The sequence below is a fragment of the Gordonia iterans genome, from assembly GCF_002993285.1.
Classification (GTDB): domain Bacteria; phylum Actinomycetota; class Actinomycetes; order Mycobacteriales; family Mycobacteriaceae; genus Gordonia; species Gordonia iterans.
Window position 1 is genome coordinate 1,651,239 of sequence record NZ_CP027433.1, and the last position, 15,153, is coordinate 1,666,391.

The 15,153-nt window shown below is 68.4% G+C and carries 15 protein-coding genes; 14 read left to right on the forward strand and 1 reads right to left on the reverse strand.

All coding sequences use genetic code 11. The features are described 5' to 3' along the window. The first annotated feature begins 30 nt into the window (after positions 1 to 30). The 9 genes from atpB to C6V83_RS07700 all read left to right on the forward strand — a co-directional run bounded on the left by atpB (position 31) and on the right by C6V83_RS07700 (position 7,812). Positions 31 to 861: a F0F1 ATP synthase subunit A gene (gene atpB / locus C6V83_RS07660; protein WP_234353922.1), complete on the forward strand. Its 831-nt coding sequence runs from the start codon at positions 31 to 33 to the stop codon at positions 859 to 861. A gap of 100 nt (positions 862 to 961) precedes the next feature. Beyond that, the gene (locus C6V83_RS07665; protein ID WP_105941899.1) at positions 962 to 1,219 is read left to right on the forward strand and encodes an ATP synthase F0 subunit C; all 258 of its coding nucleotides are present in this window, start codon (positions 962 to 964) and stop codon (positions 1,217 to 1,219) included. A 14-nt stretch (positions 1,220 to 1,233) separates the two neighbouring features. Then, positions 1,234 to 1,797, forward strand: coding sequence for a F0F1 ATP synthase subunit B (locus C6V83_RS07670; RefSeq protein WP_105941900.1), 564 nt, complete (start codon positions 1,234 to 1,236; stop codon positions 1,795 to 1,797). Positions 1,798 to 1,914: 117 nt separating this feature from the next. After that, entirely contained in the window at positions 1,915 to 2,730 is an 816-nt protein-coding gene (locus tag C6V83_RS07675) for a F0F1 ATP synthase subunit delta (RefSeq protein WP_105941901.1), read from the forward strand. 59 nt (positions 2,731 to 2,789) lie between these two features. Beyond that, the gene (atpA, locus tag C6V83_RS07680; RefSeq protein WP_105941902.1) at positions 2,790 to 4,427 is read left to right on the forward strand and encodes a F0F1 ATP synthase subunit alpha; all 1,638 of its coding nucleotides are present in this window, start codon (positions 2,790 to 2,792) and stop codon (positions 4,425 to 4,427) included. Position 4,428: 1 nt separating this feature from the next. Next, complete coding sequence (locus C6V83_RS07685; RefSeq protein ID WP_105941903.1) at positions 4,429 to 5,391, forward strand: F0F1 ATP synthase subunit gamma; 963 nt, start codon at positions 4,429 to 4,431, stop codon at positions 5,389 to 5,391. 30 nt (positions 5,392 to 5,421) lie between these two features. Continuing rightward, positions 5,422 to 6,867 (forward strand): F0F1 ATP synthase subunit beta, encoded by a 1,446-nt coding sequence (gene atpD, locus C6V83_RS07690; protein WP_105941904.1) that lies wholly within the window; start codon positions 5,422 to 5,424, stop codon positions 6,865 to 6,867. A gap of 9 nt (positions 6,868 to 6,876) precedes the next feature. After that, complete coding sequence (locus C6V83_RS07695; protein WP_105941905.1) at positions 6,877 to 7,254, forward strand: F0F1 ATP synthase subunit epsilon; 378 nt, start codon at positions 6,877 to 6,879, stop codon at positions 7,252 to 7,254. 96 nt (positions 7,255 to 7,350) lie between these two features. Continuing rightward, entirely contained in the window at positions 7,351 to 7,812 is a 462-nt protein-coding gene (locus tag C6V83_RS07700; RefSeq protein WP_325027387.1) for a DUF2550 domain-containing protein, read from the forward strand. A 7-nt stretch (positions 7,813 to 7,819) separates the two neighbouring features. On the opposite strand, the gene C6V83_RS07705 is transcribed toward C6V83_RS07700, so the two are convergent. Next, a complete protein-coding gene (locus tag C6V83_RS07705) occupies positions 7,820 to 8,413 on the reverse strand; it encodes a cob(I)yrinic acid a,c-diamide adenosyltransferase (protein WP_105941906.1) in 594 nt (197 codons plus the stop codon). A gap of 58 nt (positions 8,414 to 8,471) precedes the next feature. On the opposite strand from C6V83_RS07705, the gene murA reads away from it, so the two are divergent. The 5 genes from murA (at position 8,472) to C6V83_RS07730 (ending at position 15,152) form a co-directional block, all read left to right on the forward strand. Then, complete coding sequence (gene murA, locus C6V83_RS07710; protein WP_105941907.1) at positions 8,472 to 9,728, forward strand: UDP-N-acetylglucosamine 1-carboxyvinyltransferase; 1,257 nt, start codon at positions 8,472 to 8,474, stop codon at positions 9,726 to 9,728. 168 nt (positions 9,729 to 9,896) lie between these two features. Continuing rightward, positions 9,897 to 11,168 (forward strand): NDMA-dependent methanol dehydrogenase, encoded by a 1,272-nt coding sequence (gene mdo / locus C6V83_RS07715; RefSeq protein ID WP_105941908.1) that lies wholly within the window; start codon positions 9,897 to 9,899, stop codon positions 11,166 to 11,168. 142 nt (positions 11,169 to 11,310) lie between these two features. Then, positions 11,311 to 12,420, forward strand: coding sequence for a MadB family AAA-type ATPase (locus tag C6V83_RS07720; RefSeq protein ID WP_105941909.1), 1,110 nt, complete (start codon positions 11,311 to 11,313; stop codon positions 12,418 to 12,420). Continuing rightward, positions 12,404 to 13,942, forward strand: coding sequence for a MadC family VWA domain-containing protein (gene madC, locus C6V83_RS07725; protein WP_105941910.1), 1,539 nt, complete (start codon positions 12,404 to 12,406; stop codon positions 13,940 to 13,942). Before C6V83_RS07720 ends, madC begins: the two co-directional genes overlap by 17 nt. Positions 13,943 to 14,003: 61 nt before the next feature. After that, positions 14,004 to 15,152, forward strand: a complete 1,149-nt coding sequence (locus C6V83_RS07730) for an iron-containing alcohol dehydrogenase (protein ID WP_105941911.1) — start codon at positions 14,004 to 14,006, stop codon at positions 15,150 to 15,152. Position 15,153 lies beyond the last annotated feature (1 nt).

The window sequence follows — 15,153 nt, forward strand, 5'->3', positions numbered from 1 at the left end:
CGTGCCCGCACAGATTGCCGATCGGACCGGGTGTCCACGACGACGCCCCGGTCCCGAACACGGGAGAGAACGCTGAGCGTCATCCTTGCCGCCGACGAGTTCCACGCGCCGAGTCTTGCCGACTTCTTCCCGGAGGCCGTGGCCTTCGCCGGAACGCCGTTCGCGCTCGACCGCCTGATGATCATGCGGCTGGCCATTGCGGTCCTGGTCGCCCTGTTGTTCTACGTGGGCATGCGCAGCCCCAAGCTGGTGCCCACCGGCTTGCAGAACGTCGTCGAGAGTGCCCTGGACTTCGTCCGGATCAACATCGCCGAAGAGATCCTCGGCAAAGAGAACGGCCGGAAGTTCTTCGCGATCATCGCGTCGATCTTCTTTGCGACGCTGTTCCTGAACCTGTCGTCGATCATCCCGTTCCTGAACATCTCCTCGAACGCGCGGATCGGCATGCCGATGGTGATGGCCGCGGTCGCCTACATCACCTACCTGTGGGTGGGCTTCGCCAAGTACGGCTTCTTCGGATTCATCAAGTCCTCGATCGTGCTGCCCGGCGTGCCGCTGGCCATCCAGCCGCTGCTGATCCCGATCGAGTTCATCTCGACCTTCATCCTGCGGCCGTTCACGCTGACGGTGCGACTCATGGCCAACATGCTGGCCGGTCACATCATGCTGGTGCTGTTCTTCGCCGCGACCCAGTTCTTCGTCTTCAGCGGGACCTGGCACATCGTGTTCGCGCCGTTCTCGCTGATCGCCGGCATCGGGTTCACGCTCTTCGAGCTGATGATCATCGTCCTGCAGGCCTACATCTTCGCGCTGCTGACGGCGGTCTACATCGACCTGTCGCTGCACGCCGACCAGCACTGACCGACTGACACCTACCGACACTCGGTCGAGCCCGACCGGGACCACAGACTGACTCACTCGCCCGACCGGGCGGGGAGCCACCAAGAAAGGGAATCGCAAGATGAGCTACATCGCCCAGACTCTCGCCGACGCGGCCGAAACCAAGACCACCTTCGAGGGCTCCGGCTTCGGCGCCATCGGCTACGGCCTGGCCGCCATCGGCCCGGGCATCGGCGTGGGCATCGTGGCCGGCAAGGCCATCGAGGGTATCGCCCGTCAGCCCGAGCTCGCCGGTCAGATCCGCACCACCATGTTCCTGGGTATCGCACTCTCCGAGGCACTGGCGCTGATCGGTATCGTCGTCGGCTTCATCTTCTGATCTGAGTCGTAGACATGATCAACACCACTGAGCTGATCTACCTCGCCGCCGAAGGCGAGACCGATCAAAACCCGCTGTTGCCGGCGTGGTACGACATCATCTGGTCGTTGGTCGCCTTCGCCGTCGTCCTGTTCGTCTTCTGGAAGTTCGTGACCCCGCGTTACCAGAAGGTGCTCGACGAGCGCCGGGAGACCATCGAGGGCGGCATCGAACGCGCCGAGGCCGCACAGGCCGAGGCCAACGCCTCGCTCGCGGCCTACCGTGAGCAGCTCGCCGGTGCTCGCGACGAGGCCGCCGAGATCCGTGACGAAGCGCGTGCCCAGGGCAAGCAGATCATCACGGACATGAAGGCCCAGGCCACGGCCGAGAGCGACCGCATCATCGCCAACGGCGCGGCACAGCTGCAGGCCCAGCGCCAGCAGGTGGTCGCCGAACTGCGCACCGACGTCGGGCGCCTGTCGGTCGACCTGGCCGAGAAGCTGGTCGCGGGCGAGCTGTCGGACGGCGTCAAGCAGGCGAGCACCGTCGACCGCTTCCTCGCGGAGCTCGACGACGTCGCCGGCGAAGCCGCGAAGTAAGAGCACCGATGAGCGACGGACAGGCGACAGGTCGGCGGAGGGTCCTCCGCCGCACCTGTACACCGATGCCGCGTCCCTCGCTCTGCCGTGTCACGCCACGAGAAGGAATGTAGGTAGATGTACGCAGCGTCAAGCCGTGAAGCCCTCGACGGGGCTCGCGTCGAGCTGGAAGCCGCCCTGCGCGGTGTCACGAGCGACGAGGCGGTCACCGTCGGCGAAGAACTGCTGTCGTTCGCCGAGACCGTCTCCGACCACCGTGCGCTGCGTACCGCCCTGGCCGACTCGGCCACCGCGCCGGACGCACGAGCGGCGGTCGCGCGCGGTCTGCTCGCCGGCAAGGTCGGCGAGATCACCCAGCAGACGGTGGCCTCGGCCGCCGCGCGCAGCTGGTCGCGCGACGCCGACCTGGCGACCGCTCTGCAGGAGCTCGGCCGCGAGGCCATGCTGCAGGCCGCCAAGTCGCAGGGCCGTCTCGACACCGTCGAGGACGAACTGTTCCGCCTCGCCCGCACCGTGAAGGGCAACTCCGAGCTCGAGCAGGCTCTCAGCGATCGTGCGCGGTCGCAGGCCGACCGCGCTCGGCTGCTCGACTCGCTGGTCGCCGGCAAGGTCGACGACGTCACCCGCCGACTGGCCGCTCAGGCCGTCGTCGCCGCGGACGAAGCCCCCGGCGACGTCCTCGACGACCTGTCCGCACTCGCCGCAGCGGCAAACGGCCGCAAGGTCGCGTACGTGTCGGCCGCCGGCGAGCTGTCGGCCGCGCAGCGCACCCAGCTGTCGGAGAAGCTGTCCGCAGTCTTCGACGCGCCGGTCACGCTGCACGTCGAGATCGATCCCGAGCTTCTCGGTGGGGTCGTCGTCCGCGTGGGCGACGAGCGCATCGACGGAAGCATCGCCGGCAAGCTGGCGGCACTGCGCCGCAGCCTGCGGTGACCACCCCCTAAGAACGATTCCCAGACCCTTTAGAAAGCCCAGGAAGAGCAGGCAGGAATATGGCCGAGTTGACCATCTCCTCCGATGACATTCGGAGCGCGATCGCAAATTACACCGACGAGGTGCGCGGGGAGGCCACTCGTGAAGAGATCGGCGTCGTCACCGACACCGGCGACGGCATCGCTCACGTGAGCGGACTGCCCGGCGCGATGGCGAACGAGCTGCTGGAGTTTCCCGGCGGCATCCGCGGCGTCGCACTGAACCTCGACCTCGACGCGGTCGGCGCCGTGATCCTGGGCGACTACGAGAACATCGAAGAGGGCCAGGAGGTCAAGCGGACCGGCAACGTGCTGTCGGTGCCGGTCGGCGACGCCTTCCTCGGCCGCGTGATCGATCCGCTCGGTGCGCCGATCGACGGCCTGGGCGCCATCGAGGCCGAGACCGAGCGCGTCCTGGAGCTGCAGGCCGCCACGGTGCTGGAGCGTCAGCCCGTCGAGGAGTCGCTCGCGACCGGCATCAAGGCGGTCGACGCCATGACCGCCATCGGCCGCGGCCAGCGCCAGCTGGTGATCGGCGACCGCAAGACCGGTAAGACCGCGGTCTGCATCGACGCGATCCTCAACCAGAAGGCGAACTGGGAGACCGGCGACCCGACGCAGCAGGTGCGCTGCATCTACGTCGCGATCGGCCAGAAGGGCTCGACCATCGCCGGTGTCAAGACCGCGCTCGAAGAGGCCGGCGCGATGGAGTACACCACCATCGTCGCGGCTCCCGCGTCGGACTCGGCCGGCTTCAAGTGGCTCGCCCCCTACACCGGTTCGGCTCTCGGCCAGCACTGGATGTACCAGGGCAAGCACGTCCTGATCGTGTTCGACGACCTCTCCAAGCAGGCCGAGGCCTACCGCGCCATCTCGCTGCTGCTGCGCCGCCCGCCGGGCCGCGAGGCCTACCCGGGTGACGTCTTCTACCTGCACTCGCGCCTGCTGGAGCGTTGCGCCAAGCTGTCCGACGAGCTCGGCGGCGGCTCGATGACGGGCCTGCCGATCATCGAGACCAAGGCCAACGACGTCTCGGCGTTCATTCCGACCAACGTCATCTCGATCACCGACGGCCAGGTGTTCCTGGAGTCGGACCTGTTCAACAAGGGCGTCCGCCCGGCGATCAACGTCGGTATCTCGGTCTCCCGCGTCGGCGGCGCCGCCCAGACCAAGGGCCTGAAGGACGTCTCCGGGTCGCTCCGTCTGGAGCTGGCACAGTACCGCGAGCTGGAGGCCTTCTCGGCCTTCGCCTCGGACCTGGACGCCGCGTCCAAGGCACAGCTCGAGCGCGGCGCCCGCTGGGTGGAGCTGCTCAAGCAGGACCAGTACAGCCCGGCGGCGGTCGAAGACCAGATCGTCTCGCTGTACCTCTGCGGTGCCGGCTACATGGACTCGGTGCCGGTCGCCGACATCCGCCGCTTCGAAGCCGAACTCCTGGAGGCTCTGCACCATTCGGCCAAGGGCGTCTACGAGAACATCGCCGGCGGCGCCAAGAAGCTGTCGGACGAGGACAAGGCGGCGCTCGGTAAGGCGACGGACGACTTCAAGGCCGGCTTCCGGGCCAGCGACGGCAGCAGCGTCGTCGAGGTTCCGGCGGACGCCATGAACCCGGAGGACGTCGAGTCCGAGACGATCCGAGTGACGAAGAAGACGAAGTAACATGGCCACCATTCGGGAACTCCGGTCGCGGATCAGGTCGATCCAGTCGACCAAGAAGATCACGAAGGCGCAGGAGCTGATCGCCACCTCGCGGATCACCAAGGCGCAGGCCCGCGTGGCCGCCGCCCGGCCGTACTCCGAGGAGATCACCGCGGTGGTGGCTACCCTTGCCGCCCGGGCGAATCTGGATTCGGTCGCGCTCCTGAACGAGCGCCCGGAGCCTAAGCGCGCGGCCGTCCTGGTGATCACCAGCGACAGCGGCCAGTGTGGCGGCTACAACGCGAACGTCCTGAAGGAGACCGAGGAGCTGCTCTCGCTGTTGCGCGAAGAGGGCAAGCAGCCGGTGCTGTACGTGATGGGCCGCAAGGGCATCGGGTACTACACCTTCCGTGATCGGGAGATCGCCGGCAGCTGGTCGGGCTTCTCGCAGCAGCCGGTGTTCGCCGACGGCGCACCGGCGGTCCGGCACCTGGTCGAGTCGTTCCTCGCCGGTTCGGGCGAGACGGTCGCGCTGCCGGACGGCAGCGGCCAGATCGAGGGCGTCGACGAGTTGCACATCGTGTACACGCGCTTCGTGTCCATGCTGTCGCAGCAGCCCGTGGTTCGCCGCATGGCGCCGATCGACGTCTCTTTCGAACTGGAGAAGATGAATCTCGGCGAGGACATGCTCGACGAATCGCCGGGCAGCACCGTCGGCGCCGACATCGAGTTCGAGGGCGACGACGCGGATGCGCTGCTGGACGCGCTGTTGCCCAAGTATGTCGCCGCCCGGATCTTCGCCGCCCTGCTCGAAGCGGCGGCTTCGGAGAGCGCGGCGCGTCGTACCGCCATGAAGGCCGCGACCGACAACGCGACCGAGCTCGAGCGGACGCTGAGCCGTCAGGCCAACGCGGCCCGGCAGGCGCAGATCACCCAGGAAATCAGCGAGATCGTCGGCGGCGTCGAAGCGCTCGCGCACAACTGACAAGACATAACGAGGAAAGAAGAAGAAACCATGACTGCAGCAGTCACCGACCCGACCCCGGCCGCTTCGGCGACCGCCGGTCGCGTCGCCCGCGTCATCGGCCCCGTCGTCGATGTCGAGTTCCCGCGCGGCGCCGTACCCGAGCTGTTCAACGCCCTGCACGCTGAGATCACCCTCCCGGCGGTGGCCAAGGTGCTCACTCTCGAGGTCGCCCAGCACCTCGGCGACAACGTGGTGCGCACCGTGTCCATGCAGCCGACCGACGGTCTGGTCCGCGGCGCCACCGTCACCGACACCGGCAAGCCGATCTCGGTGCCCGTCGGCGACGTGGTCAAGGGCCACGTGTTCAACGCTCTGGGCGACTGCCTCGACGAGCCTGGCCTGGGCCGCGACGGCGAGCAGTGGGGCATCCACCGCAAGCCCCCGGCCTTCGATCAGCTCGAGGGCAAGACCGAGATCCTCGAGACCGGCATCAAGGTGATCGACCTGCTGACCCCGTACGTCAAGGGCGGCAAGATCGGCCTGTTCGGCGGTGCCGGCGTCGGCAAGACCGTGCTCATCCAGGAGATGATCACCCGTATCGCCCGTGAGTTCTCCGGCACCTCGGTGTTCGCCGGCGTCGGTGAGCGCACCCGCGAGGGCACCGACCTGCACCTCGAGATGGAGGAGATGGGCGTTCTGCAGGACACCGCCCTGGTGTTCGGCCAGATGGACGAGCCGCCGGGGACGCGTATGCGTGTCGCCCTCTCGGCCCTCACCATGGCCGAGTACTTCCGCGACGTTCAGCACCAGGACGTGCTGCTGTTCATCGACAACATCTTCCGTTTCACCCAGGCGGGCTCGGAGGTCTCGACCCTGCTCGGTCGGATGCCTTCGGCCGTGGGCTACCAGCCGACGCTGGCTGACGAGATGGGTGAGCTCCAGGAGCGCATCACCTCGACCAAGGGCCGTTCGATCACCTCGCTGCAGGCGATCTACGTCCCCGCGGACGACTACACCGACCCGGCACCGGCGACGACGTTCGCCCACCTGGACGCGACCACCGAGCTCTCGCGCCCGATCTCGCAGCTGGGCATCTACCCGGCCGTGGATCCGCTGACCTCCACCTCGCGGATCCTGGAGGCCTCGATCGTCGGCGACGAGCACTTCCGGGTCGCCAACGAGGTCAAGCGGATCCTGCAGAAGTACAAGGAGCTGCAGGACATCATCGCCATCCTGGGTATGGACGAGCTCTCCGAAGAGGACAAGGTCACCGTCGCGCGCGCGCGCCGGATCCAGAAGTTCCTCGGCCAGAACTTCCTGGTCGCCGAGAAGTTCACCGGTCAGCCAGGCTCCGTGGTGCCGCTCGCCGAGACCATCGACGCGTTCGATCGTCTCTGCAAGGGCGAGTTCGATCACCTGCCCGAGCAGGCGTTCAACAGCTGCGGCGGCCTCGACGACGTCTTCGCCGCTGCGGCGAAGATCGAGGGAAAGTAGTCTCCGGCCATGTCTGAGAAGACTTTCCGAGTGGACGTCGTCTCGCCGGACCACGTGCTCTACTCCGGGGACGCAACGTTCCTGCGTGCGCAGACCACGGACGGCGAGGTCGGCATCCTGGCCAGCCATGCGCCCATCTTCGCCGAGCTCGTGCTCGGCGGATGCGTGGTGGTGACCGGGGCGGACGGCACCAAACTCGCGATCGCGGCGCAGGGTGGATTCCTGTCCGTCGACTCGGACGCGGTGAAGGTGCTCGCCGAGTCGGCGCAGTTGGCCGAGGAGATCGACGAGGCGGCCGAACGCGCGGTGCTCGAAAGCAGCGAGGAGGGCTCCGAGGAGTACCTGACCGCTCGTTCGCGGATCCGCGCGGTGGAAGCCGTCGGCTGAGAACGGCCGCGCAATGACCGACAGCGACCAGCTGTCCCCGAAGGTGGGGCGGCTGGTCGCTGCGTTTTTCGTCCGAGTCGATGCGCTGAAGGGAAGGTGACGACGGTGCCCTGGTGGTGGTGGCTGATACTCGCGGTGCTGCTGGTCGGGCTCCTGTTGGCCGGCGGCCTGCTCTATCGGGTGCGCGAGGTGCGTCGTGCGGGGACCCCGGTGCTCTTGCGCAAGCTCCCGGCCGGTTCGGACGAGGGCTGGCGGCACGGCTCCGTGCACTACACCGAGCCCGCACTGGTCTACTACCGTCTCACCGCATTGAGGCCGGGACCGACGGCGGTCCTGTCGCGCCGCCACGTGGATCTGACCGGACGACGTTCTCCAGAGGGCACCGAATTGGAGATCATGGATCCCGACATGGTGGTACTCGAGCTCAGCGTCACCGACCACGTGCACGGCGCCCGCGAATACGAACTGGCGATGGGGCCGGTGTTGGTGACGGGGTTCCTCTCGTGGCTCGAGGCGCGGCCGCCGCGCCGAGCGCGTCGTCCGAGGCCGACCGTCTGAGACGCGCTCACTCGCGCAGGCGTTGCGCGCCGGGCACCCACTTCACGTCGCCGAGTCCGGCGCGGATGTTCGCGACGCGCGCCAGAATGAAGAGCAGGTCCGACAACCTGTTCAGGTACTTGGCCGGAAGCGCACTGGTGTCGTCCGGGCGCGCCTGGACGGCGGCCCACGCCGCGCGTTCGGCGCGTCGGGTGACGACCCGGGCCTGGTGAAGAAGGGCCGACAGCGCGGTACCACCGGGCAGGATGAACGAGTCGAGCGGGGTCAGTTCCTCGCCGAATCGGTCGCACCACGCCTCGAGTGCGTCGATGTAACCGGGCTCGATCCGCAGGGGAGGGTGCTTCGGCTCGTCGACGACGGGTGTGGAGAGGTCGGCGCCTGCGTCGAACAGATCGTTCTGGACGGTCCGCAGGACCTCGGCGATGTCGTCGGGTACGTCGCCGCTGAGCGTGAGCGCGAGACCGATCGCACTGTTGGCCTCGTCGCAGTCGGCGTAGGCCGCCACCCGCAGGTCGGTCTTGGCGACTCGGGAGAAGTCCGAGAGCCCCGTTGTGCCGTCGTCGCCGGTGCGCGTGTAGATCCGTGTCAGGTGCACTGCCATGGTGCCAACGTACGCCCGTGGGCTGAGCGGCTCGCGCCGTATGCCCTAAGCTAGCGCCGTGAGTGATCGGTATCTGGTGACCGGCGGAGCGCGTCTGTCCGGTGAGGTCTTTGTCGGGGGCGCCAAGAACAGCGTGCTGAAGCTGATGGCGGCCGCGTTGCTCGCGGAAGGCCGGACGGTGCTGACCAACGTGCCGGAGATCGCCGACGTGCCGTTGATGGCTGAAGTGCTGCGCGGTCTGGGTGCCGAGGTGGAGACACGCGGCGATCGGGTGGTGATCGACTCGCCCGCCATGCCGGAGTATCACGCCGATTTCGATGCCGTGAAGCAGTTCCGCGCCTCGGTGTGCGTGCTCGGTCCGCTCATGGCGCGGTGTCGTAAGGCCATCGTGGCCCTGCCGGGCGGCGACGCGATCGGTTCCCGTCCTCTCGACATGCATCAGTCGGGCCTGCGGGCGCTCGGTGCGCACAGCGCGATCGAGCACGGCTGTGTGGTGGCCGAGGCCGATCGGCTGACCGGGGCCGAAGTCGCGCTGGAGTTCCCGTCGGTGGGCGCCACCGAGAACATCTTGATGGCCGCGGTGCTGGCCGACGGGGTCACGACCATCGACAACGCGGCCCGCGAGCCGGAGATCGTCGATCTCTGTCAGCTGCTCAACCAGATGGGCGCGCGGGTGAGCGGACTCGGAAGTTCGACGCTGACAGTGGTCGGTGTCGATGCCCTCGCGCCGACCACTCACCACGTGGTCGGCGACCGGATCGTGGCCGGCACGTGGGGGATCGCGGCGGCGATGACCCGCGGCGACGTCACCGTGCGGGGCATCGACTCCCGGCACCTGAACCTGGTGCTCGGCAAGCTGGAGCACGCCGGGGCCCAGGTGCGCCGGCTCGACGACGGTTTTCGTGTGACGCAGGATCGGCGACCGGAGGCGGTCAACACGGCGACGCTGCCGTTTCCCGGATATCCGACCGATCTGCAGCCGATGGCGATCGGCCTGGCCGCGATCTCCGAGGGTCTCTCGCTGATCACCGAGAACGTCTTCGAGGCGCGCTTCCGGTTCGTCGAGGAGATGCAGCGTCTCGGCGCGGATGCGCGTACCGACGGACACCACGCGGTGATCCGCGGCGTACCCGAACTGTCCAGTGCGCCGGTCTGGTCCAGCGACATCCGGGCCGGGGCGGGCCTGGTGCTGGCCGGGTTGGTCGCCGACGGCGTCACCGAGGTGCACGACATCGAGCACATCGATCGCGGCTACCCGCACTTCGAGGAGAACCTGCGGCGCCTGGGCGGAACCATCGAGCGCATCAGCGGCTGACCGCCGTGCCTGTCCCTTCGGACAGGCGTGGTGCCTGACCCTGAGGGCTGATCCCGTGTGCCGGGGGTCAGGGGCCCTTGTGGGGGCCTGACCTCTACGAACAGTCTGAATGTGTCCGAAGACACATTCGCAGACACACACGATTGTTCGACACGAGGAGAACCGGCCATGGCCATCGAACTGAATCAGATCTGGGACTTCCCGATCAAGGAGTTCCACCCCTTCCCGAAGGCGAAGCTGGGCGTCGGCGCCCACGACATGATCGGCGTGGAGGCCAAGGATCTGGGGATGACCCGCGTGCTCTTGATGACCACCGGTCTGCGCGGCTCGGGGATCATCGACGAGCTCAAGGGCAAGATCGAGTACCAGGGCGTCGACGTGGTGGTGTTCGACGAGGTCGAGTCCAATCCCAAGGACTACAACTGCATGGACGCGGCGGCTCGCTACCAGAGCGAGAAATGCGACGGGATCATCTCCGTCGGCGGCGGGTCCAGCCACGATGCCGCGAAAGGCGCGCGGATGGTGATCGCGCACGACGGCCGCAACATCAACGAGTTCGAGGGCTTCTCCAAGGCGACCAACAAGGAGAATCCCAAGCACATCGCCGTCTCCACCACCGCCGGCACCGGTTCGGAGACGTCGTGGGCCTACGTGATCACCGACACCTCAGACATGGACAACCCGCACAAGTGGGTGGCCTTCGACGACACCTGTCTGGTCGACCTGGCGATGGACGATCCGCTTCTCTACTACTCGTGCCCCGAGCACTTCACCGCGTTCTGCGGGTTCGACGTGCTGGCGCACTGCACCGAACCGTACGTGTCACGACTCGACTTCGCGCCCTCGCTCGGCAACGCCAAGTACGCGATCGAGCTGATTCGCGACCACCTGCGCACCGCGGTCTACGAGCCGCACAACCTCGAAGCCCGCACCGGCATGATGCACGCCCAGTACATCGCGGCGCAGGCGTTCAACTCCGGGGGTCTGGGCCTGATCCACTCGCTCTCGCACGCCTTCAGCGCGTTCTACGACAGCCATCACGGTCTGAACAACGCGATCGCCCTGCCGCGTGTCTGGGAGTACAACCTGCCGGCGCGTTACGAGCGGTACGCCGACATCGCCGCGCTGCTCGGCGTCGACACCCGCAACATGACGACGGTCCAGGCGGCGGATGCCGCCGTGGAGGAGGCGATCCGGATCTCCAAGGACGTCGGCATCCCGGACAACTTCGGTCAGCTGAACGTCAACAGCTACGAGAAGAACCGGATGAACACCGGCAAGTACGCAGGCAAGGGCGAGGGCGTGGATACGTCCGAGGCGCAGATCCGGGCGATCTCCGAGCACATGATGGGTGACTGGTGCACTCCCGGCAATCCGCGGACCTGCACCGTCGAGTCGATGATCCCGATGGTCCGGCACGCGATGGTCGACAGCTACTGATCGGCCGGCCCGCGGGCCGACCGCACGATCCGTGGGTCCGCCGAACGCGTCTTCCGTCCGGGAGCGCGTGCGGCGGGCCCGCCCCGGAAACCGGGGACAACCGACCGCCAGCCCACCCGAGGACACCGTGACTTCCACCGCCATGACCACAGCCCCCGCTGCGTCCGCCACCGCGACTACTCCGACTGCGACTTCTCCGACTGCGACTTCTCCTACCGCGGTCGACTTCGAGACCGTCGACCACCTGGTCTCGGCGCTCGCCGAACAGGGCTATTTGATCGAACCCGATCTGGCCGTGGTGGTGCACCTGGCAACCCTGCTCGATCGGCCGCTGCTCTTGGAGGGGCCGGCCGGGGTCGGCAAGACCGAGCTCGCCAAGGCGCTCGCCGCCGCGGCCGGCCGGGAACTGATCCGGTTGCAGTGCTACGAGGGCCTCGACGACTCCCGCGCCCTGTATGAGTGGGACTACGCGCGCCAACTGCTGCACGTGCAGATGCTCCGCGACCGCATCGGAACGGAACTGTCCGCCTACGACACTCTTGCGGAAGCATCGGCGGCGCTGGCGCGCACCGAGGTCGGCGTCTACACCGAGGACTTCCTGGTGCCGCGCCCGCTGCTGGGGGCGATCACCTCCGAGCATCCGACCGTGCTGCTGGTCGACGAGATCGACCGCACCGACGAGGCGATGGAGGCGGTGATGCTGGAGGTGCTCGCCGAACGTCAGGTGACCGTGCCCGAACTGGGCACGTTCACCGCGCGGTCGGCTCCGTGGGTGATCCTCACGTCCAACGACACCCGCGAGTTGTCGCCGGCCCTGAAACGGCGGTGCCTCCACTTCCAGGTGGAGTATCCCGATGCCGACCGCGAGCGTCGGATCGTGGCGGTCCGGGCTCCCGAGGTGGAGGAGTCGGTGATCGCCGACGTCGTGGAGCTCGCCCGGCAGCTGCGCGAGCTTCCGTTGCGCAAGAGCCCGTCGATCGCCGAGGTGATCGACGCGTCCCGGGCGGCCATGCGGCTGCCGGCCGGCGACGACGCCGGGACCGGAATCGCCGGCCGGCACCCCGCGCTGATGTCGCTCCTGGTGAAGTTCGGGACGGATCTGGAACACGTGCGGCGTGTCCTCGGCGCCGACCGGCCGAGGACGACGGCGGCCACGACGCCGGTCGCCGTCGACGGGAGCAGTCCCGCCGGGAACGTCACCGAACGGGCCTTCGGAGCCGGTCGTGCCCGTAGCAATGCCTCCCGCCACTGACCCGGCCGCCGAGCCGGGCGGCGGGGTCCTCGACCGGATCGCGGTCGAGTTCGGGCGGGTGCTTCGGATTTTCTCGGTCGCCGCGTCGCCGGCCGAGGTGATCGAGATCCGTCGCGTACTCGACATCGTGGGCGGCGGAGACGTCGCTCGGCTGCAGACCGCGCTCCGGGCCGTCTCGGTGAAGTACGGACACGAGCGCGAGCCCTTCGAGGAAGCGTTCTCGCTGTTCTTCCGCGGTCGGCATGCGAGGGGCGTCGACGAGGAGTTGCCACGGGTGCGCGGCCTGCTCGCCGGCGGGCTGCCCGACGAGATCGAGTGGGACGATGACTTCACCGGGGCCGGCCGGATGATCGGAGCCGACGAGCACACCGTCGAGATCGGCGAGCTGATGGTCGACGACCCGGACGCCCGCGAGCGCAACGCGCAGAGCGCACACCGCGAGGAGAACGACTTCTCGGTGTCGGCGGGGGCCGAAGAGCTTCAGGTCGACACCGACTCGAAGAGCGTCGCCGGCGGCGTCACCTACACCGTCGAGGTGGATCACGCCGGCGCCGCCGAGGTCGGGGAGCTGACTGCGGCGGCGACCCGGGTGGAGGGCACCACGCTCGAGCTCGCGGACGCGGCGTCGCTGTTGCGCGCCCTGGATGCCTCCGACGGGCGGCATGCTTACGGAGTCGACGGCACCGACGGCCTCGACGCCCAGGCGATCGCAGAACTGGAGGCGGCGCTGAACCGCTTCGTGGAGGCACTCACCGAGCGGCTGGAGGGAGCTGCCCTGGTGGCCGTCGAGGACGATCCGCCCTCGCGGGTGCATCGCGATCAAGCCGACATCGACCGCGCCTGCCACCGGCTGGTGCAGCGGATGCGGGGTGCGCCGCGCCGGGTGACCCGTCGGGTCGACGACGGCCGCCTCGACATCCGCGCCACGATGCGGGCCGCGCTCGCGACCGACGCCGTGCCGCTGGAGTTGTGGCGGCGCAAGGCGGCCCCGGGGCCGGTGCGGATGCTCGTGCTGGTGGACGTGTCCATCTCGGTGCGGCCCGTCACCGGATTCGTCCTGCGGCTGGCACAGACGCTGCACCGCTTCGGCGACCGGTGCGAGGTGGTCGCCTTCGTCGACCGGCCCGTCCGCGTGACCGACGCACTGCGCACGGCGTCGCCGGACGGAGCGCTGGCGGCCGTGCTCGCCGCCGACGGGCTGGACCTGTCGGCCACCAGCGACTACGGGCGCATGTGGCACGAGCTGCTCGACGAGCACGCCGATCTGATCTCGCCCCGCACCAGCGTGCTCGTCGTCGGGGACGCCCGCCACAACGCCTTCGACCCGCGCCTGGATCTGTTCGCCGAGGTGGCCCGCCGGGCGTTCCGGGTCGCCTGGGTGACCCCCGAAGCCGAACGGTACTGGACGCAGACGGGCTGCGCGCTCGGCGACTACGCTGAGCACTGTGCGGCGGTGGTGAGTGCGCGCGACGGTGCCGAGGTCCTCGACAAGTGCGACGAACTGGGGGCGGCGCTGCGGTGAGCGTCGTCAGGAAGGCAGGACGGTGACGGAGGGACCAGCGCGTCGCGGTGATCGAGGCCGGATGGACCGGGTGGCCAAGTTCCACACCCCGGAGATCGTCTTCGGTCCCGAGGCGCTGTCCGAGGTCGGCAACGTGGTCGCCGCCCTCGGCATCGGTCGGCCCCTCGTCGTTTCCGATCATCGACTGGCGCAGACACCGTGGCTGGACCGGGTACTCACGGACCTGCGCGCTCGCGGCCTGGACCCGGCCGTCTTCCTGGATGTGACGCCCAACCCGCGGGCCGCGGAGGTCGCCACGGGGTACGAGGCCTTCCGGCGGCATCACGGCGACGGTCTGGTCGCGCTCGGCGGAGGTTCGGTGATCGACACCGCCAAGGGCGTGGCGGTGCTCGCCAGCAACGGGGGCCACATCCTCGAATACGAGGGGATCGACCGCGCGACGCGTTCGCTCCCGCCACTGGTCGCCGTGCCGTCGACTGCGGGCAGCGGCGCCGACGTGTCGCAGTTCTGTGTGATCAACGACGAGCAACGACGCACCAAGGTGACCATCGTCGGGCGGACACTGGTGCCGAACGTGGCGGTGATCGATCCGATTCTGATCACCAGCGCACCGCCGGACGTGATCGCGCAGGCGGGCATGGATGCGCTCACCCACAGTGTGGAAGCCTTCGTCTCGCTGGCCCGCGGCCGGCTCACCGATGCACTGGCGGTGGAGTCGCTCATCGGGATCTGGACCAACCTGGAGCGGCTCGTCCAGGATCCGACCGACGAGCGGGCGGGAGCCGAGATGTCGCTGGCGTCGTTGCGGGCCGGGATGGCCTTCACCAACGCCATCCTCGGTGCGACGCACGCGATGAGCCATCCGGTCGGCGGCTACTGCGACGCGCCGCACGGCACCGTCAACTCGGTGCTGCTGCCGCACGTGATCCGGTACAACGCGTACGTGTGCGCCGACGATTTCGCCGAGCTGGCCGAGGCGGTCGGACTGGACACCGCCGGCAGCGCGCAGCTCGTCGCCGATCGGCTGGCCGATGCGATCGCGGGGCTGGCCGCGCGCGTCGGCATGCCGTCGACACTCGCTCCACTCGGCGTGGAGCCGGGACTGCTCGAGCTGCTCACGCAACGGGCGATGGTCGACTCGTGCATGCTGACCAATCCGCGCAGCGCGGCGGCCCCGGAGATCCTGGACGTCTACCGGCAGGCGCTGTAGC

Coding starts and splice junctions, on each gene's coding strand:
- C6V83_RS07705 (WP_105941906.1), bottom strand. CDS start 8,413: ATGGCAGTGCACCTGACACGGATCTACACGCGCACCGGCGACGACGGC.
- C6V83_RS07665 (WP_105941899.1), top strand. CDS start 962: ATGAGCTACATCGCCCAGACTCTCGCCGACGCGGCCGAAACCAAGACC.
- C6V83_RS07695 (WP_105941905.1), top strand. CDS start 6,877: ATGTCTGAGAAGACTTTCCGAGTGGACGTCGTCTCGCCGGACCACGTG.
- C6V83_RS07670 (WP_105941900.1), top strand. CDS start 1,234: ATGATCAACACCACTGAGCTGATCTACCTCGCCGCCGAAGGCGAGACC.
- C6V83_RS07720 (WP_105941909.1), top strand. CDS start 11,311: ATGACCACAGCCCCCGCTGCGTCCGCCACCGCGACTACTCCGACTGCG.
- C6V83_RS07675 (WP_105941901.1), top strand. CDS start 1,915: ATGTACGCAGCGTCAAGCCGTGAAGCCCTCGACGGGGCTCGCGTCGAG.
- atpA (WP_105941902.1), top strand. CDS start 2,790: ATGGCCGAGTTGACCATCTCCTCCGATGACATTCGGAGCGCGATCGCA.
- C6V83_RS07730 (WP_105941911.1), top strand. CDS start 14,004: ATGGACCGGGTGGCCAAGTTCCACACCCCGGAGATCGTCTTCGGTCCC.
- C6V83_RS07685 (WP_105941903.1), top strand. CDS start 4,429: ATGGCCACCATTCGGGAACTCCGGTCGCGGATCAGGTCGATCCAGTCG.
- madC (WP_105941910.1), top strand. CDS start 12,404: ATGCCTCCCGCCACTGACCCGGCCGCCGAGCCGGGCGGCGGGGTCCTC.
- mdo (WP_105941908.1), top strand. CDS start 9,897: ATGGCCATCGAACTGAATCAGATCTGGGACTTCCCGATCAAGGAGTTC.
- atpD (WP_105941904.1), top strand. CDS start 5,422: ATGACTGCAGCAGTCACCGACCCGACCCCGGCCGCTTCGGCGACCGCC.